Raw genomic sequence first — 26,973 nt, 5'->3', positions numbered from 1 at the left:
GCAGGCTTAGAAAATTCATGGAATCATTCAATGGTGTAGCAACTAAATATCTCCAAAACTATCTCAATTGGTTTTTGGTGCTAGAAAAAATCAAAAATGATACAAATAGAATGGCTACAGTGCCTACTATTGCTTTTGCTTCCAATACAGTATGGAACGAATTTAAAAATATAGCGCTAAATCATATCCTTTTTAGAACTTAGCCAATAACTATACAGAAAAAATAGGGTCAAACACTTTCTTAAACGTCATAAAGTGTACATAACAAAATCAATAAAATATGATTCTTAAAAAGAAATACCTTGTTATTCTATTCTTAAGTTGTATAAGCCTTTTGGGCTGTAAAAATGATGATGATACTGCTACAACATCCACAGAGTTCGGAATTTTCAAATCGATTAATGATACTACCGCAGAGATGAATGGTTTGATTTCTAGTGACACCCCTACACATTTTGATAATTTGTTAAAACAATATCCAAATTTAAAAACAATTAATATGCTTCAATGTCCCGGCTCAGAAGATGACAATGCAAACTTGATTGTTTCAAAAAAAATGCATGATGCAAAAATAGAGTTTCATTTATTTGCTACTTCAGCAATTGCCTCTGGAGCAGTAGACATGTATGTGGGCGGCATTAAAAGAACTCGAGAACCGGGTAGTAAAATAGGTGTGCACTCATGGGGAGCAGGTCCAGGAGAACCTATAGCAACATCCTACCCAAAAGGACATGAGGTACATCTGCCCTATATTAATTATTACAAATCTGTGGGCTTTACACAAAAAGAAGCAGAAGACTTTTATTACTTTACTATCGAAGCTGCTCCTGCCGAATCTATTCATTGGATGACCGATGAAGAAATTACCAAATATAAAATTACTAAACCATAAAAGTTATGATTTTAATATAGTTAAATTTATAGTATTTCTCATGCTGAACTTGATTCAGCATCTTGGTTAACAGTTATACAGTCTAGAACAATGAGATCCCAAATCTAGTTTGGGATGACATTATATACTGATCTAGATATAGCGTAACAAATCTTTTAAAAATAAAAAGCCTCGATAATGATATCGAGACTTTTCTATATACAATACTATTACTTTTTATAACTCTAATGCTTTTAAGACATTGTTATCCATTAATAATTCTTCTGGATTTTCTAGTGCTTCTTTTACAGCCACCAAGAATCCAACCGACTCTTTACCATCAATAATTCTATGATCATAAGATAACGCAACATACATAATAGGAGCCACAACAATCTCACCGTTCCTCACGATTGGACGCTCTACAATGTTATGCATTCCTAAAATAGCACTCTGTGGTGGGTTAATAATTGGTGTAGATAACATACTACCAAAAACTCCTCCATTTGTAATGGTAAAAGTTCCTCCTGTCATTTCATCTACAGTAATTTGACCATCACGAGCTCTTATCGCCAATCTTTTTACCTCAGATTCTACTCCTCTAAAGCTCAAGTTTTCTGCATTACGAATAACAGGTACCATTAATCCTTTTGGCCCCGATACTGCGATACTAATATCCTGGAAATCATAAGATATCATCTCCTTACCATCTATCATCGAATTTACAGCTGGATACATTTTTAATGCACGAACACAAGCCAACGTAAAGAAAGACATGAATCCAAGACCTACCCCATGCTTTCCTTTAAATGTTTCTTTATGTTGCTTTCTAAGATCAAAAATAGGTTGCATATCTACTTCATTAAAAGTAGTTAGCATGGCCGTTTCATTTTTAACAGAAACCAAACGTTCTGCTACCTTACGACGTAACATCGAAAGTTTTTTACGGGACTCTCCCCTACTTCCTAGACCTGGACTTCCTAAAGACGGTTTTGCTGCAATAGCATCTGCCTTTGTGATACGCCCATCTTTACCTGTACCATTTACCTGAGCGGCATCTATACCTTTTTCTGCAAGCACCTTTTTGGCAGCAGGAGATGTCGTTCCCGTAGCATATGTTTCTGCTTTTGCAGGAGCAGCAGCCTTAGGCGCTTCTTTTTTCTCTTCTACCTTTGGAGTTTCTACCGCAGGAGCTACCGCATCACCTTCTGGTTTTGCTGCATCTGTATCGATTAAACACACTACTTGACCCACGGCAACTGCATCTCCTTCTTCAGCCATTAAGGTAATCACCCCACTTACCTCTGCAGGTAATTCTAGGGTTGCCTTATCACTATCTACTTCTGCTATTGCCTGATCTTTTTCAACATAATCACCAGTCTCAACAAGCCATTGAGCAATTTCTACTTCTGTAATAGATTCTCCCGGTGATGGGACTTTCATTTCTAAAGCCATAATTCTGAATTTATCCTTTATAATTCCTTTTGGAAACTTCTGATTCTATTTATTAAAGTTACACTAACTTCACTTACTTATTTTATCTTCTTTGATTATCTTTTGTTTTATCAAACACATAGTCGATCACTTGCTGATGCCTTCTTTTAGATCGTGTTGCACTACCTGCTGCTGGCGCACCATAGGGTCGTCTACTCGCAAATCTAAACGATTTTGCCTGATCATAATTCATTATCATATGACTTAATGCCCCCATATTGCGAGGTTCTTCTTGTGCCCATACCACATCTTCTGCATTATATTTTTTAATCACTGCATCCATCTGATCTGCTGGTAATGGGAACAACTGTTCTATTCTTACCAATGCCACATCTTCTCTTCCTAATTTTTCCTTTTCTTCTAATAAATCATAGTAGAATTTACCTGTACAGAAAACGAGCGTTTTTACATTTTTTGGTTTTGCACTAGAGTCATCTATTAACGTCTGAAAGCTACCATTCGTAAACTCATCTACAGATGAAACCGCTTTTGGATGACGTAGTAAACTTTTTGGTGTAAAAACTATTAAAGGTTTACGATAAGCAGCTTTTAATTGTCTTCTTAACAAATGAAACATATTTGCCGGTGTTGTAACATCTGCAACAAACATATTATCTTTTGCACAAAGTTGTAAATATCGCTCCATTCTGGCAGAAGAATGCTCTGCTCCTTGCCCTTCATAACCATGAGGCAGTAACATTACTAAACCATTTTGTAGTTTCCATTTATCTTCTGCTGAAGAAATGTACTGATCCAACATTATTTGTGCACCATTACTAAAATCTCCAAATTGCGCTTCCCAAATGGTTAACGATTTTGGACTTGCCATTGCATAACCATAATCAAATCCAACAACTCCATACTCAGAAAGCAGCGAATTATAGATATAGAAATCTCCTTGATCTCCCTTTAGATTATTTAATAACACTACTTCTTCTTCACTGTCTTCAACTTTGATAACAGCGTGTCTATGAGAAAAAGTTCCTCTCTCAACATCTTGACCACTCATTCTTACATCATACCCTTCTTTTAACAAAGAACCGTATGCTAATAATTCTCCCATTGCCCAATCCAATTGATCGTTTTCAAAGAACATTTTACGTCTCTGTTCTATTAAACGTTCAATTTTTCTAAGAAACTTTTTATCAGCCGGAAGCGCTGTTATCACCTTTGCTATCTCTGCAAGCTCATTCTTAGGATATGTAGTATCAACTACAGACATCATTTCATCCTCTTGCACCCTATCAAAACCTGCCCATTCATCCTTCATAAACGGAGTAATCACCGTTTTGTCCTGCTTTCTAGAATCTTCTAATTCTTCTTCTAATGAAGCCTTATACTCCTTCTCAAGATTTTTAACATAATCTGTATCTATAACCCCTTGCGATATTAGCTTTTCTGCATAAATATCTCTTGGGTTTTTATGTTTCGAAATAGCTTTGTACAACTTAGGCTGTGTAAAACGCGGCTCATCTCCTTCATTATGACCGTATTTACGATACCCTAATAAGTCAATAAAAACATCGCGACCAAAGTTCATTCTAAAATCCAATGCAAAATTAGCTGCATGTACAACCGCCTCTGCATCATCAGAATTTACATGAAGTACAGGAGACAAAGTTACTTTACCAATATCTGTACAATATGTAGAAGATCGTGCATCTAAATAATTTGTAGTAAATCCAATTTGGTTATTCACAACAATATGAATAGTACCTCCTGTCTTATACCCATCTAATTGTGCCATTTGCACAATTTCATACACTAACCCCTGTCCTGCAATGGCTGCATCACCATGAACAACAATAGGCAATACCTGAGAAATATCGTCTTTATAATGCTTATCTTGCTTTGCTCTGGTAATCCCTTCTACTACCGCTCCTACAGTTTCTAAGTGAGATGGATTAGGAGCAATATTCATATTAATTGCTTTCCCAGAATCTGATTCTCTTTTCGAAGTCCATCCTAAGTGATATTTTACATCTCCATCAAAAACGGCTTCTTCATAATCTTTACCATCAAATTCACTAAAAATATCTTTAGGGCTTTTTCCAAAAATGTTGGTTAATGTACTAAGACGACCTCGATGCGCCATTCCCATCACAAATTCTTTAACTCCCATATCGGCAGCCTTCTCTACCAATGCATCTAAAGCAGGAATTAACGATTCTCCTCCTTCTAGAGAAAAACGTTTTTGACCAACATATTTTGTATGTAAAAAACTTTCAAACGAAACGGCCTGATTAAGTTTTTTAAGAATATGCTTTTTTTGATCTACAGAGAACTTAGTTCTATTGGTATTGAAATTAACACGAGCCTGTATCCACTCTCTCTCTTCTGGGTTACGAATATACATATATTCTATCCCTACAGAATCACAATATATTTGTTCTAGGTGAACAATAATATTACTTAATGTATTTGGGCCAATCCCTATGATTTCTCCTGCATTAAACACTGTATTAAGATCACTTTGACTTAATCCAAAATTTTCTAATGCCAATGTTGGAGTATACTTTCTTCGTTCTCTAACCGGGTTAGTTTTAGTATATAAATGACCACGAGTTCTATAACCATCTATCAAACGGACTACCTGAAACTCTTTTTGAACATTTTGTGGCACCGCAACTGTTTCCTGAGTGCCATTATCAACATAAATAGTTTCCCCTAATTCGTCACTACTTTCTAATCCAAAATCAAACCCTTGAAAAAAAGCTCTCCAACTAGGTTCAACACTATCTGGGCTTTGCAAATATTGATCATACAAATCTGCAAAAAATGCGGTATTAGCCGCATTTAAAAATGAATATTTATCCATATGTAGGTATTCAATCCTCTTTTTAATAACAAAAACGCCACAAAAATACAATAATTGCGGTATATTAGGTATTGAATTACTTATATTTATTATATTTTTATAATTAATTGCGATGAAAACAAATCACTTCTTAAAGATTGTAACTTTTACGTCACTTTTAACACTCCTATTAACAACGAATAAAGGAATATCGCAAGAAGCCGATTTTTGGTCGAATGTACGTTTTGGAGGAAATCTAAATATCGGATTTTCTAATGACACCTTTAATGCAATTGTTGCCCCTTCTGCAATTTACCAAGTTAATGACTGGTTTAGTACTGGCCTTGGGCTAAGCTTTGGTTATAGTAGTTTTAATGACGATAGCATAGATCTAAAAAGAAAAAGCACTAATTATGGAGGCAGCATTATTACGTTACTTAACCCCATTCCAGAATTACAACTTTCTGCAGAATTTGAGGAAATGGGCGTACATCAACAAATAGAAATAAATGAAGTAAAGAACACAGACACTTATTGGTATCCAGCATTATTTGTTGGGGCAGGATTTAGATCGGGACCTGTGACCGTTGGACTTCGGTATGACCTATTATTTGATGAAGACAAAAGTATTTACGGAAGCGCATACGCGCCCTTTGTTAGAGTGTTTTTCTGAAAAGATTTCTCCTATTATAATAATGGTATTACTACGTCGATCATCAGTTTATCTTATTATCATTTCTATAACATACTTTTTGCCATTCTCTTTTAAAGATTAAATACGTTATATATTCTGCAATTGAAGAACGGTTTTCAGGTTCGAACTTTAGTATACTCGTTTCAGAAACATCTACTGCGTATAGTAAAGAAGAAAATTGCCCCGAATCATATTGTAGCTTTTCACTTAATAAATCTACAATCTCATAATATAGTTTCTGAGGGTCTTTGTTTTGAATTACATAATCAACTCCTCCCCTATTAAAGTCCTTTTGCAATTGTTTTACAAACTGAGCATACAAATCAGAGATCAAAGCATTATCAATCATTTGTTTTGCTAACATAGAATAGCTTCCAGTCATTTATTCTTTTTTAAGTATAATATATTTGTTTTTATACTCAAAACACCCCAAAACACATTATATTGGTTGATTTTTAGTATAAACACGATACTTTTTACCTAAACTTAACAATATTCATGCACTGTGATTGATCAAGAGCTATCGCTTTTAAAGTGACTAAACACTTCTACTCATAAGGTTCTTTCCGAACGAGGTCAGTATTGCTTTCTTATCTTCAGTAACAGGAAGTGTATCCAACACTTCAAAAGCCATATTAGTGTACTTTTCTATTTCCAGTCTTGTTTGATGTTTAGCCCCTGTTGATTCAAAAAGAGATTTTATTGCATTAATCTTTTCAGAAGGGTCTTCTGGAGTAAGAGTATACAAACTGTTTAATTGTTTTTCTTCATCTTTATTAGCAAACTCCAGTGTTTTAAGATATAATATAGTTTTCTTATTCTCTATAATATCTCCTCCTACTTGCTTACCAAAGGTTTTAGGATCTCCGAACGCATCCAAGTAATCATCCTGAAGCTGAAATGCGATTCCTAATAGTCTTCCAAAATTATAAATAGCAGTTTTACTCTCTTCGGTAGCATTAGCAACAATAGCTCCCATTTTCATTGCAGCACCGACCAACACTGCTGTTTTATACTCGATCATCTTTATATATTCTATGATCGTTACATCATCTCTAAGCTCAAAATCTATATCATACTGTTGTCCTTCACATACTTCTATGGCTGTTTTTGTAAACAATTGGGCCAGTTCTCTAAATGTATTTCCTTCATAACTTTCAAACAACTGATAGGCATTAATTAGCATTGCATCACCAGAAAGTATTCCTGTATTTACATCCCACTTTTCATGTACCGTTTTTTCGCCTCTTCTAAGAGGAGCGTCATCCATAATATCATCATGTACCAACGAAAAATTATGAAAAACTTCTATCGCCAAGGCTGCATCCATAGCTTTATCATAGGACTCATCAAAAATCTCTGATGTCATTAACACCAAAATTGGCCGTAATCGTTTACCTCCCAGGTTAAGAATATAAGAAATAGGTTCATAAAGATTGCGGGGCTCTTTATTGATCTCTTTTTCTTTTAAGTACTTCAAAAAGAAATCTTGATACTCAGAAATTGTATGCACTGTATGTAATTTTTGTGCTAAAGTAAACTAATCTTTTATAAAACTGAAGTTATTTATTTCTCATATAAAAAAACACCTGTTTTATATACTCTTTGTCCATATAACAGATCGAGTTATGAACCCATGGCTTTTAATAATCTTTGATTGCATTTTACTCAAAACATATATGTTAAAAAAATGCAAAAACCATGGAAACTTTATTTGTTTTCAAAGTTTCCATTGTACATTTGCGATCAAATTAAGTTTCCCCCATAATGAAAGAAAAGATTATAGAAAAAGCGAATGACATGTTTTTAAACCTAGGTTTTAAAAGTGTCACTATGGATGACCTCGCTTCAGAAATGGGTATTTCAAAAAAAACTATTTACACTCATTTTCAAAACAAAACAAAGCTGGTAGAAGCCACAACAGACCATCTGTTTTGCGCTGTCTGTGATGGAATTGATTCTATTTTAGAAGAAAAACTAGATCCAATTGAAGAATTATATGCAATCAAAGCCTTTGTGATGCGTCATCTTAAAGATGAGAAAACTGCACCACAATATCAGCTTCAGAAATACTACCCAAAAGTTTATGAAGTCCTAAAGGGAAAGCAATTTGGGGTATTTCAAGAATGTGTTGTTGACAATCTTAACAGAGGTATTGACAAAGGAGTTTTTAGAAAAAATATCGATGTAGAATTTATTTCAAGAATATATTTTATAGGAACCACTGGTATTAAAGATAAAGGAATGTTCCCTAGTCAGCAATTTCCTGTTGCCAAGCTAATGGATGATTATCTCGAGTACCACATTTTAGGTATTACCACAGAAAAAGGACGTACAATTTTAAACAATCTTATTAAAGAGCAATAAATATGAGAAACATTTTTTGGTTCATTTGTTTTGCTTGGTTCTATACCACAACACTATTGGCCCAACAATCAGTCAATTCTTCTACCTATTCATTTACATTAGATGAAGCTATAGAATTCGCATTAAAAAACAGTTATCAATCAATTAACGCAAGACGTGATGTTGCAAAGGCTTTAAAAAGAAAATGGGAAACGACTGCAGATGGTCTCCCGCAACTTAATGCTTCTGTCGACTATCAAAATCAATTAAAACAACCGGTAAGTTTGATTCCTGGTGAGTTTTCTGGAGGTGAACCCGGCACGTTTGTTCCCGTAGTTTTTGGAACCAAACAACAAGCATCGGCAACAGCGACCTTAAGTCAGCTTATTTTTGATGGTTCCTACCTAGTAGGCCTTGAAGCTGCAAAAAGTTTTTTAAAATACAATAATGATGTAGAACAAAAAACACAACTAGAGGTTCGTAAAGGTGTTATCAATGCTTACGGCAGTGTACTTGTTGCCCAGGAAAGCCTTAAGATTATAGAAAAGAATGTAAACACCCTAGAAAAAAATTATAACGAGACTAAAAAGATTTTTGAGAATGGGCTGGCAGAAGAAGAAAGTGTAGAGCAACTACAAATTACTTTATTACAAACCACCAGTCAACTTAAAAATGCCGAGCGCCTTGAAAAAATAGCAATGCAAATGTTTATTCTTGCGCTAGGTGTCGATAGTAATTCTTCTATTGTTTTGACCGATAATCTAGATACCTTATCTATGAAAAACATAGATCAATCTATTATCGAAAAACCTTTTGTTATCGAAAATAATGTGGATTATAAACTAGCAGAACTTCTTACCGAACAAAGACGATTAGAATTAAAGTTAGAAAAAAGCAGGGCTCTCCCCTCCTTATCTGCATTTGTAAATTACGGCACTCAGGCCAATAGTAACACCTTTACTTTTTTAGATAGTGAACAAAGATGGTTTCAATCTTCGATATTGGGTGCCAGCTTAAAAGTCCCCATTTTTAGCTCTCTAAAAAGAAGTGCCAGAACGCAACAAGCCAAAATTGCTAATGAACAATCTAAAACAGATTTTGAGCGTGCACAACAGGAAATTCGATTACAGTACGATACTGCTATTAGTAATTATACTTTTTCTATAGAAAACTATGAAACTGCAAAGAAAAACTTAACCCTGGCAGAACGAATCGAAAAGAAAAACCAAATTAAATATAAAGAAGGTCTTGCCACTAGTTTTGATTTACGGCAAGCGCAATTACAGCTATTTTCTTCGCAAAATGAAGTATTAAATGCTATGCTATCTATTATAAACAACAAAGCAGAATTAGAAACGATTTTAAACACTCCAAACAATAATTAATCCTAATTATGAAAAAGATACTTACCATATTGCCCATAGCTCTTTTTATCATTTCATGTGGACAAAATAAAACCCAATCTATAGATAAGGTTATAGAACAAGGTGACCTTGAAACATTACGCGCAAAAAGGACCGAAATCATTGCCGAACAACAAACAGTTGCTGATCAATTAAAACAATTAGACCAAGCTATTGCCAAATTAGATACCGAAAAAAAGTTGCCCTTGGTAACGACGATAATGGCCAAAGATACCTTGTTTAACCATTATCTCGAATTACAAGGAAATGTTGAAACCAAAAAGAATTTGGTATTATATCCAGAAATGGGAGGCATACTTACCAGAGTCTATGTTAAAGAAGGGCAAAAAGTAACCAAAGGGCAATTGTTAGCAAGTATTGATGACGGTGGTTTAAGCCAACAATTGTCACAACTAGAAGTGCAAGCTCAATTAGCTAAAACAACATTTGATCGCCAAGAAAGACTTTGGGAACAAAAAATTGGTTCTGAAATACAATACCTGCAAGCTAAAACAAACTATGAAGCACAGCAAAATGCTGTAAATCAAATCAAACGTCAATTAGCTAAAACCACTATAAATGCACCTTTTTCTGGAATTGTTGATGATGTCATCACCGAACAAGGAAGTGTCGTATCTCCTGGGCAATCTGCAGTAATACGTATCATTAACCTAAATGACATGTATATAGAAAGTGAAGTTCCTGAACGTTATATTTCTTCTATTACCAAGGGCAAAGATGTAGAAGTATATTTCCCCGTACTAGGAAAAACGATTACTACAAAAATACGTCAGGTAGGAAATTATATCAACCCAAATAACAGATCCTTTAATGTAGAAATTGCTGTGCCATCAGACGGAGGGACCATAAAACCTAACCTTACCGCAAAAGTAAAAATCAACGATTACACCAATGAGAAAGCGATATTAATACCGCAAAGTATCATTTCTGAAAATGCAGAAGGGGATCAATACACCTATGTAACTTTAGATAAAAACCCTGAAAATATTGCTGAAGCCAAACGAGTAATTATAAAAACAGGAAAAACACAAGGTGATTTTATTGAAATACTAGACGGAATTACCAATGGCGACGCTATTATCAGCGAAGGAGCCAGAAGTGTAAAAGATGGTCAACAAGTAAAAATATTAAACTAATACCCTATGGAAGTTAATAAGAAAAAAGTAGACAAGGAGTTTGGGTTGTCCTCATGGGCGATAAATAACCCAACCACCATCTACGTAATGATAGGTATCTTTTTAGTGCTGGGACTCACCGCATATTTCTCTATGCCCAGAGAAAATTTTCCTGAAATTAATGAGACCAAAATATACATTAGTGTACCTTACCCTGGTAATACTGCAGAAGATATAGAACGTTTGATCGTTGATCCTCTGGAAGATAAATTGAAAAGTGTAAGTAATGTTGTTGAAATACTATCAACTTCTCAAGAAGATTATGCTATTATCACGGTCGAGTTTGACGAAGAACTTTCTGTACCAGCAGCCAAGCAAAAAGTAAAAGATGAAGTTGATTCTGAAAAAGCAAACGAAGACTGGCCAACATTTAACGGTGCAAAAGTAGAACCTAATGTTTTTGACCTAAGTATTTCTGAAGAAACACCCATCATGAATATTAATATCTCTGGAGATTATCCGGTTGATAAGCTAAAAGAGTATGCAGAATACCTTGAAGATGAAATAGGAGATCTTAAAGAAATCAAGAAAGCAGATATTCGAGGAGCACAAGAAAAAGAAGTCGAGGTTGCTGTAGACATATATAAAATGATGGCTGCCAAAGTAAGCTTTGACGACGTTATCAATACCATACGTAACGGAAACATGACCATGTCTGCCGGTAATATGATTGCCAGTGGGCAACGTCGTACTATACGTATTTTGGGAGAAATAGAACGTCCATCACAACTAGATGGATTTGTAGTAAAAGCTCAAAACGGAGCGGTCTATCTTAGGGATATTGCCAAAGTTACTTTTAAAGAAGAAGACAAAACTACCTATGCCAGAGAGTTTGGACATAGCGTGGTTATGCTCGATGTAAAAAAGCGTTCTGGAGAAAATATGATCGAGGCTGTAGAGCAAATTAACGAAATTCTTGAAAAAGCAAAAGAAAATGTATTCCCTTCTGATTTAAACGTGACTGTAGCTAATGATCAATCAGAAAAAACCAACAACCAGGTAAGTGACTTGGTAAACAATATCATCTTTGGGATTATTCTTGTTGTTGGTGTTTTAATGTTCTTTTTAGGATTTAGAAATGCCCTATTCGTTGGTTTTGCGATCCCAATGTCTATGTTTATGTCATTTATGATTCTATCTGCCCTAGGATACACTATGAACACCATGATTTTATTTGCCTTGATTATGGGGTTAGGAATGCTGGTAGATAATGGTATTGTGGTGGTAGAAAACGTCTATAGATTGATGGAAGAAGAAGGCATGTCTCGCATACAAGCGGCTAAAAAAGGAATTGGTGAAATTGCGTTTCCTATTATTATCTCTACGGCTACGACCGTAGCTGCCTTTATACCTCTAGGGATGTGGCCAGGAGTAATGGGGCAATTTATGATCTATTTCCCTATCACCTTATCGGTTGTACTAGGGTCCTCTCTTTTTGTGGCCATCTTTATCAATTCGATGCTAGTCTCTCAGTTTATGGAAACTGGTGAAAAAACACTTACTGTAAAACAACTCATCCGTCTAAGTATTATTCTAGGAGGAATCGGTATTTTTATTTTGATCTTTGGTGGTGCTGTAAGAGGATTAGGTAGCTTGATGATTTTTACAGCCGTTATGTTTTGGGTATACAAATATGTTCTTAAAAAAGGAGCCAATTTCTTTCAAAGAAGGATTCTTGCCTGGTTAGAAAACCAGTATCAAAAATTCTTAGGATTCGCCCTTAAAGGGTGGCGTGCCTATGGTTTTGTTATAGGTACATTTATCCTATTATTTGTTGTCTTTGCCATGTTTGGCGGGTCTGTAGGAAGTCAACGTACCAAAGTAGAGTTTTTCCCCGATAATAAACCCAATCAAATTGTGGTGTATGTAGAATATCCACAAGGTACCGATATCGACAAAACCAATGCCATTACCAAAGAGATAGAACAACGCGTATATGCTGTGGTCAATGACCGTGAGTATGTAGAAGGAGAAAATTATAACTTCTTGGTAGAATCTGCTGTATCACAAGTAGGTGAAGGAGCAGGTAACCCACAAACCGATGGGGGTAGTAATGCAGAGATGCCTCATAAAGCAAAAATCACGGCTACCATGCGAGAGTATAAGTACCGTAAAGGCAAAGACTCTGAACTACTAAGACAAAAAGTACAAGAAAACCTGAAAGGAATCTATCCTGGAGTAGCTATTTCTGTAGAAAAAGATCCTGTGGGACCTCCTGCCGGGTATCCTATCAATATAGAAATCGAAGGGCCCGATTATGACGAGCTTATTAATATAGCCGAACAAATGCGTAACTTTATTAATGAGAAGAACATTCCTGGTATCGAAGAGTTAAAAATAGATGTCAACAAAGGAAAACCCGCCATGCAGGTAGTAATCGATCGTGAAAAAGCAGGAGAGCTTAATGTCGCTGCAGGACAGGTTGGTAACCAATTACGTCGATCTATCTTTGGTGAAAAAGCTGGGGTTTACAAAAAAGACGGAGAGGATTATGATATTTATGTTCGATTTAATGAAGACAACAGATATAACACCAGTGCATTATTTAACCAAAATATCACCTTTAGAGATCAGGCAACAGGAAAGTTAAGAGAAATCCCTGTTTCTGCAGTAGCATCGCAAAAAAACACCTCTTCTTTTAGTGCTATCAAACACAAAGACACCAAAAGAGTGGTAACCGTATATTCTGGATTACAACCCGGATTTACCGATGCAGGTGCGATCGTCTCCCAAATACAAACAGAAATGGCTAGTTTTAAAAAACTGCCTAGAGGTGTAGAAATCGATTACACAGGACAAATCGAAGAGCAAGGCAAACAAATGGCTTTCTTAATGGGCGCATTTTTCTCTGGATTGGGACTTATCATGTTAATCTTAATTTTTCAGTTTAGTTCTATATCCAAGCCAACCATTATAATGATTGCTATCTTCTTAAGTTTTATTGGTGTGTTTGGTGGTATATTGGTAACCGGAGCTTCTTTTGTTATTATGATGACTATGATGGGAATTATTTCTCTGGCCGGTATTGTAGTAAACAATGGGGTGGTACTACTCGATTACACTCAATTATTGATTGATCGTAGAAAAGTAGCACTTAACCTATCAGAAAGACAGCTTTTACCTAATGACGAAGTACTAAAAATCATCATCAAAGGAGGTAAAGCACGTTTAAGACCTGTATTACTTACGGCAATTACAACAGTTCTAGGACTTATTCCTTTAGCAATTGGATTTAATGTAGATTTCTTTTCATTATTTAGTACTGGAGATCCTAAAATATATCTTGGTGGAGATAATGTAATTTTCTGGGGTCCTTTGGCCTGGGCTGTGATCTATGGATTGATCATCGCAACATTCTTAACCTTGATCATTGTACCTTGTTTATTCTTTATTGTAAACAGAGTAAAAGTAAGGTTCAGAAAACAACGCGTTGCGCAAATACCTATTGCAGCAAAAGCAGCATAATATATACCCCGACAATCTATTCTAAGAGGCTGTCTAAAAAGGCAGCTTCTTTTTTTTGGATGATTTTGTACTGCTTTGTATTTTTAGGATATGAAACGCACACAAGTCTGGAAGACTAACCATCAAGATCAATTGAGTTTACTTCCTCCCAGTTACGATGATTTAGTTCCTTTGAATCATCCGGTACGTATTGTTAATACGATTTTAGATCATATTGATATGAGTAGCTTGGAAGCCACCTATAAAGGTGGTGGTAGCTCAAGTTATCTTCCTAAAGTTTTATTGAAAATATTGGTATATGCCTATTTGCGTAATCTGTATTCTTCACGCAAAATAGAGCAGGCTTTATCAGAGAATATTCATTTTATGTGGTTATCTGGTTGTATCAAGCCTGATCACAACACCATTGCCAACTTCCGCTCAGGTAAGTTGAAGGGTAAGTTGAAGGGTAAGTTTAAGAAGATTTTTAATCAGGTAGTTCTTCTTTTAGCCGATCAGGGCTATGTAAACCTGAAAGATATTTATGTTGATGGTACCAAGATCCAGGCCAATGCCAATCGGTATACCTTTGTATGGGGCAAGAATATTAAGACCTCCAGGGATCGTATCAGAAAACTTAAAGGACTTTAATGCCCATTTAGGCATACACATTATTCACATATTGGCATCAACCATTTCTAAGGCAACCTCTAAAAGTATTCCTCAGTACCGGGGTTTGTAGTCTCACTTCCTTCACTGCATACCTCACGATAAACCAGCTTGCGACTTACTAATGGTTCAAGGCGTTACTCCTGCTCATAAGGGACTTGCACCCTCTAGATGAATTAGTTACTTTTGATAACTAAAAGATGCCCATGCTGGGCACACACAATTTGTATAATGCATATGCACCCTGCGGGATGCAAACGTATCATACAAGAGACGTTGTATGCCATATGAAAAAGGTGTTAGAGTGATATGAAAGATAATCTTAGAAATATGCTCAAATCTGTTAATATTCTGACAGATTCAGAAATAGCCAATGGATTAAAATATTTTGAACCAATATCTTTTGAAAAAGGAGATATTTTGATTGAGGCAGGAAAGGTTTGTGATTGGATGGCATTTGTAAACTCAGGTATTTTGAGAAATTTTTACATTTCTAGTAAAGATGAAGAAGTAACTTATTGTTTAGCTTTTCAAAGCAATATAATATCTGCATTTTCTTCCTTTATGACACAAAAAACAACCTTTGAAAATATTCACGCACTAACTAATGGAGAGCTACTGATAATTAAACGTAAAGAGTACTATGAATTAATGAATTCGAGTGAAAATTGGCTGAAATTTTCAAGACTTGTTGCAGAAGAATCTTATATAGAAATGGAAAACCGACTACTTGCCTTACAAATGGAATCTGCAAAAAAGCGCTACAACGATTTAATCATAAATAATCCAGAGTTCATTCAACAAGTTCCTTTAAAATACCTTGCTTCATATCTAGGTATAACTCAAAGACATCTAAGCAGACTCAGAAGAAACATTTCATAATTGGACATTTGTCCTTCTTATTCGTTTTCCCCGTCCATACTTTTGCATAAAACAAAGATACGTAAATATGGAACAGTATAAAATTTTGATTATAAATGGTCATCCAGACCCTCAGAGCTTTAATGTGGGATTGACAGAAGCTTATCAAAAAGGAGCTGAAGAATCCAATGCAGAAGTTTCAGTTATAAATATTAGAGATTTAAAATTTAACCCAAATTTAGAATTCGGTTATCAGAAAAGAACTGAATTGGAACCGGACCTATTAGCCTCCATTGAAAAGTTAAAAGAAGCAAACCACATAGTTTGGATATTCCCTATTTGGTGGTATGGTTATCCTGCTATAATGAAAGGCTTCATTGATAGAACTTTTCTTCCAGGAATTACTTTTGATTACGAACCTGGAAAAGCAATACCAAAAAAACTATTAAAAGGAAGAATAGGTAGAATTATAGTTACAGCCGATACCCCAAAATGGTACAATGATCTTATTATGAAAAACCCAGCAGTGAATCAATTAAAAAAAGGAACTCTTCAATTTTGTGGTATTGAACCAGTTAAGGTTACCTATATCTCACCTATAAAAAATTCAAAAGAAGAATTTAGAAATAAATGGCTGGCAAAAGTTGAGCAACTAGGTAGAGAAAATAAATAATACGCCATACAACATTGTGTATAAGCAATAGCCCTTTAGATGCAAACTTGAACCGTTTTTATTTTAGTATTTTGTTATCTGCCAGATAAGCAGTATAAAATCCGCTACTGCTCATAAGATGAGAATTACATAAAACCAGAATTATAGGACAGAAAATCTATTGGAATAAATTAGAAATTTTTATTCGTAAATCGTATACTATACTGATAAAAAACTCCTTATCCATCAAACTACAACATTAATTTTCCTAGAGTTCTTAACCTAAAAAATTAGACCATTACGATAGCCAATAGTACACTATTTTATTATTACTTTTAGCATATCTAAACCTTATAATAGTAAGAAAAAGTTATACGATAAAAATGCAATACATAACAGGAATAACAATAGCTACTTTTCTAATAATTCTTTTAGCTTTCAAAAGAAAAAACAAAGCGGACTGGGTACTGATGTGTTGGCTCACGATATTAGCTATTCATACAACCCTATACTATTTGGACGCAAGTACAACCATTGAAAAATACAGTTTCCTAATTGGATTGAGCATCCCATTCCCCTTATTACACGGACCGTTTTTGTACACCTATACTTCTTTATTTGTAAACCCTAATAAAAACATAAGTTATCACTGGTTGCATTTTTTATTATTTATATTAGTAAACATAAGGCTTATCCCTTTTTACATTTTACCAGCCAGCGAAAAATTGTATATATTTCAAAACGATGGAATTGGTTATGAAAAATTTGTAATCGTAAATACTATTTTGACCTTACTTTCTGGTGTTGTTTACTTTTCTATGAGTTACATTATTATTCACAAACACAGAAAAAATATTAAACACAAACTTTCAAAAATAGAAAGAAGAAATCTTGACTGGTTACGATTCTTAACCTTTGGAATCGGAACTATTTGGATTTTCGTATTTGGAGGGAGTAATGAATTGATATTTTCAGGGGCGGTTCTATTCATTATTTTAATAGGAATATTTGGCATTAGACAAAACAACGTCTTTTCTAATACAGAAAACATAAATAGTCCTACAAAACATGTGAAATACGAAAAATCGGGACTCCACGATAATAATAAAGTAGAATTGACAAGAAGATTAGAAAAGTTGATTGAAACAGAAAAACCTTTTCTAAATCCTGAATTGTCACTAAGAGAATTGGCACAAAAAATTAATACGCAACCCAATCATCTTTCACAGCTATTAAATGGACAGTTTGAGATGAATTTTAATGACTTCATTAATTCAAAAAGAGTAGATGAGTTTTGTACAAAAATAAAGAACAATGAATTTACACATTACAAACTTATTGAAATAGCATATGAATGCGGATTTAGTTCCAAATCTGTTTTTAACCGAAATTTTAAGCGAATCACAGGAAAAACTCCTTCTGAGTATAAAAAAGAAATTCAAAACGTATCATCCCAGAGCAAAGTCATTTAACTTTTTTTGAATGTCCGCAATGCATACTAACTCATTATTGTCAACTTGTTTCAGGTTCTTGTTATAAGTTAGTACCTATGAATATAATAATATTCCGAAATACATTCGGAATGACATTGAAATTATCAGTAGCACACCAAACGGATAATCATTAACTTTTTTAAATACTTCTAATTATTTTAAATTTATACCAATTCTCAAATCATATAACCTACTAAAATTGTTTCTTTTTGCTCCATATTTCAAAATAAAATATATCATCGGTAGCCCTGCTATCCATAAATTTTCTTTCTCACCTGAATCAAAAACAATTCAATTCAGTTAACGATAAAATCATTTAAAAACTGGTATTATTTAGTAAATAGAGCATCATTCTTCATTTACCAACGTATCATCCTAAAGGATGACACCATTCTAACATCATATTTAAGTATCGATATATAGGGAGCTACTATTTCTTAATACAAATTATAGAATTTTGAGTTTTTAAACTTTAAAAAAAAATCATGAATTTAAGATGGGTAACTGGACTTATTGTAACCTTATTCCTTAACATAATCAATGCTCAAAACAATAATCGATCAACATTCTTTATGGGTTATGAAACTCTAGAAATGACAATGAACAAGTTCCAGAATTTTGCAGGAGAAATAGGATATCGTTTCAATGATAAAAATCAAATACGACTGATGATTGGAGAAGTAAATTTAACCGAAAGGCATTTATCTAGTAAATGGGAGTCTGCGGCCGTAGAAGGAGATAATGTAGAAGGTTACTTCAGAATTTATGAATTGTACTATGATAGATATTTTGGAAAAAGAAAGAACTTTTATTACAGCGGTACTATTGCTTATGTCAATGATAAATACAATCATATTATTTCTGATAACAGTATAAACAATGAAACAATGACTGTTGGATTTGCTATTGGTTACAGAAAAGAAAATTTGTTTGGCATCAAACATGTATACATCAACGCATCTCTACCTTTTCGTTACTATTTTAACAATATTCCCGAAACACAATGGGGTAACACTACAGTCGAACAACATAAATTTGTAAACAATATTTGGTTTTTTGTTGGATATCATTTCTAGTAGGTGTATGCAAAAACTACATCATAATTTTTTTATACATAAAGTTAATTAAATAAAAGCTACAGGACACTTTTACTAGTAATAACACATAAATAAATAGTATAAACTAATAAACAGATTAAACATTAAATTTTAAAAAAAATGAAGAAAACTATTTCAATCGCATTAATCGTATGTGCCCTATTTTTCACTTCTTGCAGTTTAGACAATAACAACTATGAAGAAACACCATCAGACGAGGAAATATCACTAAAATTAAGCAGTGAAAAACAAATTGAAAAATTTGTTTTTAATACCAATTTAAATAATGGTTTAAAAACAATACATAATGCAGTTATCGATCAAAAAAGCAATACAATTACAATTACTTTTCCTCCAAATACTGATATTAGTAACATAAAACCTACTCTTACTATTTCTGAAAAAGCAACTATTACCCCAAAATCAGAAGAAGTATTAGATTTTTCAAGTCCGGTTAACTATATTGTTACCGCAGAAGACAAAACAACAAAAAAATATATTATTGAAACTCGGATTGAAACTTCTGAAGAATCTTTTTGTGAAATCCCTAATGGAGATTTTGAGAGTTGGAGAACTTATACTCAAAGTGAAGTTAATTATGATGCTCCTAATGAATGGACAGAAGGTTTGGTAAGTATTCTTACAAGAATTTTTGGCAAGTACACTTTTTTTAATAAGTATGATTATCCTACTGGTGAAGGAAGTGCTTTACTCATAAAAAGATCGATTCCTGGCACTAGTTATAATCAAGGCAAAAGCAATGGTTATATACGATTTAAATGCTCTAAAGTTCCTAATAAACTTACAGGCAAATATAAATTCTTTGGTTCTAATTTACCAGATGTGATAGATACACTTAGAATTGCAGTTCACTTCTCTAAAACCGCTGACACACTTACAACCAGTCAACTTAATACCAGTACTTTACCAGATAGAGCAAGATATATCACCATTGTTGAACCCACCGAAGATTTGACAGATTTTGAAATAGACGTTAGTGAATTTATTGGTCAGGAAATTGATTATGCAACCATCCAACTTGTTTTAGCATCTAAAAAAATTACCCTTAATGCCCTTAATGAATATTCTTCTGCATTAATTGACGATCTAAAATTCGAATAAAACGTTAATCTATATCAGTGATTAAAAAAAGAGGAGCACCTAAGAGTTCTTAACAATAGTAAACCAATCTGCCCCCTATTTATAAAAAATTGTTTATCATCAACGTATTTTATTTTACTCTTTTTTTGCCTCCACGAGCACAGCCAAGAGATATTTTTCTTACAAATCAATACATCTTGACTGTGCTCAACATGACTCCAAAACCCAACTAACTAATTATAAACAAAATAACAATCCAATTCAGGTTAAATCATAACAAGCTGTTTCAGAAATCAGATTCAATCAAAGTATAACTAAACTCCCTCTTGCACAAAAGTCAAAAAATTAATTATACAAAACTTAAAGGACACATTTGCCACAATTGCATTTATGAATTAAATAAAAAATAAAAAAAATGATTAAAAAAAGTGCATTCTTTATTACACTTCTAATGATTATAAGTGTATCATTAACAAGTTGTAGTAGTATCGATGAAATAGTAGCAAATGAAGATGAACCTACCAACATAAATGACGATAATTTTACAAACATAGATGATGATGATTTTATTAACACGGATGATGATGATGCTACAAACACGGATGACGATGGTTCTACAAATACAGATGATTATCTAGAACCAAAAATCAATGCTTTTCAGTTTTTACACACAAAAAATCCCAGCCTGAGTGAAGATGTTTCAAACGTAGAAATCAGAAGCCCTTCTTTGTGGAATTCATATCATGGTACTATTGTTATGATTGTACCCAGAGGAACAGATTTTTCGAATTTAGCACCTAAAATAGCTTACGAAGGAAGCTCAATAATGTATAAAAATGAAGCAGATAGCGATAATGAATTTAAAGAGTTTACTCCCGGTACTTTTTTAGATTTCAAACACCCCAATAAAGTTATTTTTAGAATACATAATAGTGATAATTCAGAATATGCCACTTATCGTGTACTTGTTGATGTTAAAACGCCTATTGTTTTTGATAACACCACAGTAAAAATAGATAACGGAAAAGCAGTAATATTTGGCCATTACATATATGAAAATGTTATTGAATTTACCAATTACGGGAACTACCCTATACCTTCAGATTTGTTTTTTTCTGATGTTAACGTTACTCAAACTCCCGAAGCGGTTATTAAAAACTACTACATAAATTCTTGGTTAACAAGTGATGGCACCATAACCACTAACCAAAAAGGAAGACTATATGTAACAACCAATTTCCCTAGTACCCTTAAAGGAACTTTTACTGGATATACCGATTATAAAGTCGATGTAACATTTAAAATCGTAAATAGAAATTTTGAAATTAATAAACATTTCGATAAAGCAGACGGTAAGAGCTACGATATATACACGCCTGCAAAGGTTGAGGTGCAAGCCAGCGTTTTTGTAAGCAATGAATAGTTGTATTCTTTTTAGGCTATTTCCATTGAACTGGTTTAAATAGTTATTCGTTTAAACCAGTTCTTTATAAAATTCCATTAACAAACCAAACATATTTTTTTAACATCATGCAGATAAAACTTATAGATCCAGTTCTCGCCGAAGACCTCATAAAAGAATTAGACGAATACCAAAGTAAATTATATCCTCCCAACAGTTGCCATTTGGACAGCATTGAAATTCTTAAAAATGACAACGTATATTTTTATGGTGCTATCGAAAATAAAGAAATCATAGCTATTGGTTCTGTAAAAATATACTCTGATTATGGTGAATTGAAACGTATTTATGTTCCTCCAACACAACGAAGGAAAGGTTTGGCAAAAAAGATAATTCATCAACTCGAAACGCTTCTTATTTCAAAAGATATCTCCTTATCAAGATTAGAAACTGGGCCGTACTCAAAAGATGCAATTGGTCTATATAAAAAACTTGGGTATTCTATTTGCAGAAAATTTGGACATTATAAAGATGACCCGTTAAGTACTTTTATGGAGAAAAGGTTAAAAAAAAGTTAATCAAAAAAAATTGAAAAGACATTTCAATTTAGTAAGACATATAAAATGTAGTATAAACAAATTAAACAATACTAATAAACAAAAATTAAAACAACAATGATCAAAAAAAATGTACTCTTAATTACCCTATTAGTCATGATAAACCTATTGCATACAAGTTGTAGTAGTAATGATAATGATGAAGTAGATGGCTCTGGCAGCCAAGTTAGCTTTGAAAAAGCACAACTCTTTGATTTTATCCTATCTGAAGTCGATGAAAATCTTGTTGAAGATATTTCTATTAAACAACCAAAAATGGTAAATGGGGTAGCTCAAGACAAAGGAGAAATAAGAATCGAGCTCGCCTATACCACAATTCCAAAATTTAGTTTAAAACAAGTACCTTTTAATACCGAAGATTTTAATATTGTTCCTGCTGTTGGTGAGCAACATATTCTTCCGGGAAAAAATATTACCTACACTATCACACCTTCTCAAAAAACAGAAGTTACGTTACAATATGATGTTTTGGTTACCATAAAAGAGATTAATCCTGAAGATGAAAAATTAGAAATCAGCGAATTTCAGTTTTTAAGTGATCAAAACCCTGGATTGGGTGAGGATGTTTCAAGTTCAGAAATCAGAAAATATCCCTACGGAAGACCCTATAATGGTACTATTGTTATGATTGTACCCAACGGAACAGATTTTTCGAATCTGGCACCCAAAATAATGTATGAGGGAAGCTCTATCACATATAAAAACAAGACAGATAGTGACGAAAGTTATAAAGAATTTACTCCCGGCACTTTTTTAGATTTTAAATACCCTAATGAAGTGATTCTAAAAATACATAACAGTGATCGTTCAAGATATGCCATCTATAGTGTATTAGTAGATGTTAAGAACCCTATTGTTTTTGACGACACCACAGCAAGCATAGGATTAGTAGAATCTGATTTTAAAATATACAATAACGTTATAGGCTTTACAAACTATGGAAACTACCCTATAACCTCAGATATATTTGCTTCTGAAATAAACGTTACCGAAACCCCTGAAGAAGTTATCCAGAATTACTTTATCCATGTAGTACTAAAAGGTGATGGTAGCATACATACCAACCAAAAAGGAAGGTTACATGTAACGGTTAGCTTTCCTAGTAGTATGACAGCACCTGGTCCTTTCCGATTAAGAAACTATAAAGTTGATGTAATATTTAAAATCATGAACCGATACTCAGAAATTGAAAAATATAGTGATCTGCTCACAAACTATTTTGACATCTATACCCCCTCAAAAATTGAGTTAATAGCCGATATTTTTGCAGGCACACTAAGATAAAGTATACCTTTACATTTCTTTAGGGTATTTTATACGATACCCTAAAGAAATATCATTATACAAAATAACAAAGTTATTGTATGACTTCTGTTCCTTCAAATGCTATTCTCGTATCGTTTACATTAACCAATTCATCCAATTCGTAAACGTTTTTATACCCATATCCATATAAATTAATAAAAGTAGGAATATTTAGTGCCAACGTAATTGGTTTTTCATTAGACACTATTGGTTTTCTGGCTTTGGGTAAAGGTTTTACTATTTTGGAAGTGAAATCAATCTGATCACCCATAAAATTATTATTACAGTAAATCAAAATACGGGTATTCATATCAGGAATCAACCGATTTAAGTTTTCTTGTGTAAAATCAGAAAATTCCAAATGAATAGCTCCTTTAATATGCTTTCTATTATAGTGGTCTTTGGTACGCGTATCCAGAATGATCACATTTTCTTTTTTACTCATCTTTAAAAAAGCATTTAAATTTAACAATCTTTCTGCTCTATAGTTTTCTACCTCAATAACCAGATCTTTAAAATCTTTGTAATTGGCCAACGATTTGGGGTAATCATTTTTGGGTTTGTCTTGAGAAAATCCTTGCAATGCACTTATTAAGATCAGTATAGAAATCACTCTTTTTTCCATCTTTTTGCTTTTAAAGTTGTATCAAATGTATTGGTTAACTATACCAATACATACTATAAATGAGTAAACGGGTCATCTCATTGAGTCAGTAAACCCTTTACATCAAATCATAGGTATATTTATTTTCAATTTACATAAAAGCACAAGTAAAAAACAGTTGTAATTATTGTAAAATGAAAAAATAAGTCCTGAATCTTTAACAATGTTAAAGATTCAGGACTTATTTGACTGATAAAAAAACTCGGTTATATGATAATTTTATATATTAAAATATTAAACTATACAACACCAAAGATTAGCCTTATAGTCTCAATAAATGAGACTAAAGCTCTATAACTTTGGATGTAATAATAACTAAAAGGTAAAACGTATATACAGTCTAAAAAAAAACATTAAACCGTTGATAATCAAAAAATTTACTTCTTTTTTGTTAAAATTATACTAAATTCGCTTCCCCAAACCGTAAACATATTGAAACTAAAACTACTTATTTTACTCTTAAGCCTTACCTTCATTACTTCTGCTCAAAATCTTGAGCAAATTGGTAAAGTTCCTTTATTACGATTTAATGGTGGAATTTCTGGTAATGGTGTTTTTTATGATGGTACTGCCAATAGGAATCCTTTTACGTATTTCGTAAACGGAAATTTAAATTTTAATGTTAGTGGTATTTATAATATTCCATTGTCGTTTTCTTATACCAATCAGGACTTTGGCTATAGTACACCTTTCAAAATAAATCGATTAAGCATTCATCCATCTTATAAATGGGTCGCTACTCATATTGGGGATGTCGCCATGACCTTTTCGCCTTATACATTAAACGGACATCAATTTACAGGAGGTGGGGTGGATCTTTCTCCCAAAGGTCCTTTTAAAATCAGTGCGTTATATGGTCGATTTTTAAAGGCTACAGAATATAATGATGAAACCCCCGAAGCCATTCCCGCTTATGAGCGATTTGGTTTCGGTTTTAAAACTACCTATGATCTGGATGGAGCTTCTTTTGGACTTATATTTTTTAATGCAAAAGACAAAGAAAACTCATTACTAAATGCCATTCCTGTAGAATTAGAATTAACTCCAAAAGAAAATACCGTAGTAAGTGCAGAAACTAATTTCACGCTTTTCAAAAAAGCTAAATTAAACTTCGAGTATGCCATTTCTGGTGTTACCGAAGACATTCTGGCAACAGAAGCAAAAGTATCTTCTGCTGGTGTGTTATCTTTTTTATTAAATGAAAACCTAACGACCAATTATTATAATGCACTTAATGCGCAATTAGATTATCCAGCAGGAAATGGTTCTGTTGGGGTAGGATACGAACGAATAGACCCGAATTACAGAACTTTTGGTGCCTATTATTTTAACAATGACCTCGAAAACATTACAGTAAATGCTACACAAAACCTATTTAATAACAAAATAGGACTAAGTGTAAATGCGGGGCTTCAAAAAGATAACCTTGATAAAACAAAAAATTCAGAACTACAGCGAATCGTAAGTGCTGTCAATATCACCTATACAGGTTCTGATAAATTATCTGTAAACGCTGGATATTCAAATTTTCAATCGTATACCAATATTCGAGATCAATTTGATTTCATCAATGAAGTAAATCAATTTGACAATGTAGACACCCTTAATTATCGTCAAATATCTCAAAACGCTAACCTTGGTATCAACTATACTTTAAAGAAAACTGAAACCAGACAACAGGCTGTAAATCTAAATCTAACATACCAAAACTCGAACAATCAGCAGGGAGGAAATACAGTCGAAAATGGGCTATCCAAATTTTACAATGTTTCGTCTGCATATACCTTGGGATATCCTTTACAATCTTTAAATTTTACCCTGGCAGCCAATGCATCTTATAATACTGTGGGGGTAACAGAAAATCTAACATTAGGACCCACGTTTACTGTAACCAAATCATTTTTCGATAAAAAATTAAGAGCAAACTTTTCTAGCTCTTACAATACTGCATTTAATAATGGAGAAAAACAAAATGATGTTTACAACCTAAGATTGGGTGGTAACTATTCTTTTTATGAGAGTCATACTCTAAATTTGAACTTACTCTCTTTATTTAGAAATACTACAACCGTAAGTAATACTGATTTTACAGCAACTTTGGGTTACACATATACTTTTGATACGTTTAAAATTAAATTAAAAAAACGTAACAAGCTTGATGAAAAGGCGATCGCTAAATTAGGAACTTTACAGTTTAGACATCGATCTACCACCTATAGTGGTACCATTCCAGAAATTAACGAACAGCTTACCAATGTAAAAAACAGTTCAAGGTTTCAGAACATTCCTAAAGAAAAACAAGGTAATCTTGATTTTCTGTTTACAGCGGTACAAAAAGAATCAAAATCAGAACCTTATAAACAAAAAGCACTCAAGTTCTTAAACGCTTTATACAGTTATGAGGATTTCTTAAAAGCCTATGACAACATACTGTATGAAGTTATAGAGAGTCTTCGTGAAGACATGCAGTATATTGACTTTAAACTAGAAAGAAGCTTTGTAAAAACAAAAGTAGAATTAGATGCCCTTAAAAAGGCCACTCCGCAAGATACTCGTAAAATTAGTAGGTTAGAAAAAGAGCTTGACGACCGCCAAAAGAAGCTAGTTGGACACCGATGGATGAAGAAGAAGTTTGACCAGTACACTAGTATAAAAGCGGTAACAACACCCGACGAATTGATTGCGACATTTAAAAAGCAACAAGCACAAAAAGCTTTTAAGATGTATGAAGAAGAAGAAGAAGAAGATGTTAAAAAAATTAACTTATATTTAGAATCCCAAATTATTGATTTCTATTATCATAAGTCGCTAGAAGAGGTCAATCCAGACAAATTCGAGCTTCGATATATAGATAAAATATAAAACCA

21 protein-coding genes and 1 pseudogene are annotated in these 26,973 nt (G+C 33.4%); 17 read left to right on the top strand and 5 right to left on the bottom strand.

Features of this window, described 5'->3' with window-relative positions; genetic code table 11:
* Both ABW636_RS20160 and ABW636_RS20155 read left to right on the top strand, forming a co-directional pair.
* Window positions 1-203 (top strand): annotated as a pseudogene (locus tag ABW636_RS20160) (hypothetical protein); the annotation flags it as partial.
* 77 nt (window positions 204-280) lie between these two features.
* Window positions 281-892 (top strand): hypothetical protein, encoded by a 612-nt coding sequence (locus ABW636_RS20155; protein ID WP_367591892.1) that lies wholly within the window; start codon window positions 281-283, stop codon window positions 890-892.
* Between the two features lie 216 nt (window positions 893-1,108).
* Here the strand turns inward: ABW636_RS20155 and odhB are convergent, their stop codons facing one another.
* Both odhB and ABW636_RS20145 read right to left on the bottom strand, forming a co-directional pair.
* Window positions 1,109-2,326 carry a 2-oxoglutarate dehydrogenase complex dihydrolipoyllysine-residue succinyltransferase gene (gene odhB / locus ABW636_RS20150; protein ID WP_367591891.1) on the bottom strand — a complete coding sequence of 406 codons (1,218 nt, stop codon included), beginning with the start codon at window positions 2,324-2,326 and terminating at the stop codon, window positions 1,109-1,111.
* An 82-nt stretch (window positions 2,327-2,408) separates the two neighbouring features.
* Window positions 2,409-5,183 carry a 2-oxoglutarate dehydrogenase E1 component gene (locus tag ABW636_RS20145; RefSeq protein ID WP_367591890.1) on the bottom strand — a complete coding sequence of 925 codons (2,775 nt, stop codon included), beginning with the start codon at window positions 5,181-5,183 and terminating at the stop codon, window positions 2,409-2,411.
* 112 nt (window positions 5,184-5,295) lie between these two features.
* Between ABW636_RS20145 and ABW636_RS20140 the strand changes: the two genes are divergently transcribed.
* Window positions 5,296-5,835, top strand: coding sequence for an alpha-ketoglutarate decarboxylase (locus ABW636_RS20140; RefSeq protein ID WP_367591889.1), 540 nt, complete (start codon window positions 5,296-5,298; stop codon window positions 5,833-5,835).
* Between the two features lie 43 nt (window positions 5,836-5,878).
* Here the strand turns inward: ABW636_RS20140 and ABW636_RS20135 are convergent, their stop codons facing one another.
* Together ABW636_RS20135 and ABW636_RS20130 are read right to left on the bottom strand one after the other, a co-directional pair.
* Window positions 5,879-6,238: a hypothetical protein gene (locus ABW636_RS20135; RefSeq protein WP_367591888.1), complete on the bottom strand. Its 360-nt coding sequence runs from the start codon at window positions 6,236-6,238 to the stop codon at window positions 5,879-5,881.
* Between the two features lie 156 nt (window positions 6,239-6,394).
* Window positions 6,395-7,369 (bottom strand): polyprenyl synthetase family protein, encoded by a 975-nt coding sequence (locus ABW636_RS20130; RefSeq protein WP_367591887.1) that lies wholly within the window; start codon window positions 7,367-7,369, stop codon window positions 6,395-6,397.
* A 254-nt stretch (window positions 7,370-7,623) separates the two neighbouring features.
* Between ABW636_RS20130 and ABW636_RS20125 the strand changes: the two genes are divergently transcribed.
* From ABW636_RS20125 to ABW636_RS20065, 13 genes are all read left to right on the top strand, one after another.
* On the top strand, window positions 7,624-8,223 hold the full coding sequence (locus ABW636_RS20125) for a TetR/AcrR family transcriptional regulator (RefSeq protein ID WP_367591886.1): 600 nt from the start codon (window positions 7,624-7,626) through the stop codon (window positions 8,221-8,223).
* A 2-nt stretch (window positions 8,224-8,225) separates the two neighbouring features.
* A complete protein-coding gene (locus ABW636_RS20120) occupies window positions 8,226-9,587 on the top strand; it encodes a TolC family protein (RefSeq protein WP_367591885.1) in 1,362 nt (453 codons plus the stop codon).
* Window positions 9,588-9,595: 8 nt separating this feature from the next.
* Window positions 9,596-10,762, top strand: a complete 1,167-nt coding sequence (locus ABW636_RS20115) for an efflux RND transporter periplasmic adaptor subunit (protein ID WP_367591884.1) — start codon at window positions 9,596-9,598, stop codon at window positions 10,760-10,762.
* A 6-nt stretch (window positions 10,763-10,768) separates the two neighbouring features.
* Window positions 10,769-14,266: an efflux RND transporter permease subunit gene (locus tag ABW636_RS20110; protein WP_367591883.1), complete on the top strand. Its 3,498-nt coding sequence runs from the start codon at window positions 10,769-10,771 to the stop codon at window positions 14,264-14,266.
* A 90-nt stretch (window positions 14,267-14,356) separates the two neighbouring features.
* On the top strand, window positions 14,357-14,896 hold the full coding sequence (locus tag ABW636_RS20105) for a transposase (protein WP_367591882.1): 540 nt from the start codon (window positions 14,357-14,359) through the stop codon (window positions 14,894-14,896).
* A 327-nt stretch (window positions 14,897-15,223) separates the two neighbouring features.
* A complete protein-coding gene (locus ABW636_RS20100; RefSeq protein WP_367591881.1) occupies window positions 15,224-15,796 on the top strand; it encodes a Crp/Fnr family transcriptional regulator in 573 nt (190 codons plus the stop codon).
* 67 nt (window positions 15,797-15,863) lie between these two features.
* Window positions 15,864-16,448, top strand: a complete 585-nt coding sequence (locus ABW636_RS20095) for an NAD(P)H-dependent oxidoreductase (protein ID WP_367591880.1) — start codon at window positions 15,864-15,866, stop codon at window positions 16,446-16,448.
* A gap of 362 nt (window positions 16,449-16,810) precedes the next feature.
* Window positions 16,811-17,899, top strand: a complete 1,089-nt coding sequence (locus ABW636_RS20090; RefSeq protein ID WP_367591879.1) for a helix-turn-helix domain-containing protein — start codon at window positions 16,811-16,813, stop codon at window positions 17,897-17,899.
* A gap of 506 nt (window positions 17,900-18,405) precedes the next feature.
* Entirely contained in the window at window positions 18,406-18,996 is a 591-nt protein-coding gene (locus ABW636_RS20085; RefSeq protein WP_367591878.1) for a hypothetical protein, read from the top strand.
* Window positions 18,997-19,137: 141 nt separating this feature from the next.
* Window positions 19,138-20,139, top strand: a complete 1,002-nt coding sequence (locus ABW636_RS20080) for an SGBP N-terminal domain-containing protein (protein ID WP_367591877.1) — start codon at window positions 19,138-19,140, stop codon at window positions 20,137-20,139.
* Between the two features lie 394 nt (window positions 20,140-20,533).
* A complete protein-coding gene (locus ABW636_RS20075) occupies window positions 20,534-21,541 on the top strand; it encodes a hypothetical protein (RefSeq protein WP_367591876.1) in 1,008 nt (335 codons plus the stop codon).
* A gap of 107 nt (window positions 21,542-21,648) precedes the next feature.
* Window positions 21,649-22,098: a GNAT family N-acetyltransferase gene (locus tag ABW636_RS20070; protein ID WP_367591875.1), complete on the top strand. Its 450-nt coding sequence runs from the start codon at window positions 21,649-21,651 to the stop codon at window positions 22,096-22,098.
* Between the two features lie 96 nt (window positions 22,099-22,194).
* On the top strand, window positions 22,195-23,421 hold the full coding sequence (locus ABW636_RS20065) for a hypothetical protein (protein ID WP_367591874.1): 1,227 nt from the start codon (window positions 22,195-22,197) through the stop codon (window positions 23,419-23,421).
* A gap of 73 nt (window positions 23,422-23,494) precedes the next feature.
* Here the strand turns inward: ABW636_RS20065 and ABW636_RS20060 are convergent, their stop codons facing one another.
* Window positions 23,495-24,067 (bottom strand): rhodanese-like domain-containing protein, encoded by a 573-nt coding sequence (locus ABW636_RS20060; protein WP_367591873.1) that lies wholly within the window; start codon window positions 24,065-24,067, stop codon window positions 23,495-23,497.
* Window positions 24,068-24,538: 471 nt separating this feature from the next.
* Between ABW636_RS20060 and ABW636_RS20055 the strand changes: the two genes are divergently transcribed.
* Entirely contained in the window at window positions 24,539-26,968 is a 2,430-nt protein-coding gene (locus tag ABW636_RS20055; protein WP_367591872.1) for a TonB-dependent receptor, read from the top strand.
* Window positions 26,969-26,973 lie beyond the last annotated feature (5 nt).

Origin of the sequence: Aquimarina discodermiae (assembly GCF_040786235.1) — a bacterium.
GTDB lineage: Bacteria > Bacteroidota > Bacteroidia > Flavobacteriales > Flavobacteriaceae > Aquimarina.
Note: the sequence above shows the minus strand (reverse complement) of the source record. Positions and strands in the feature narration are given on the sequence as shown.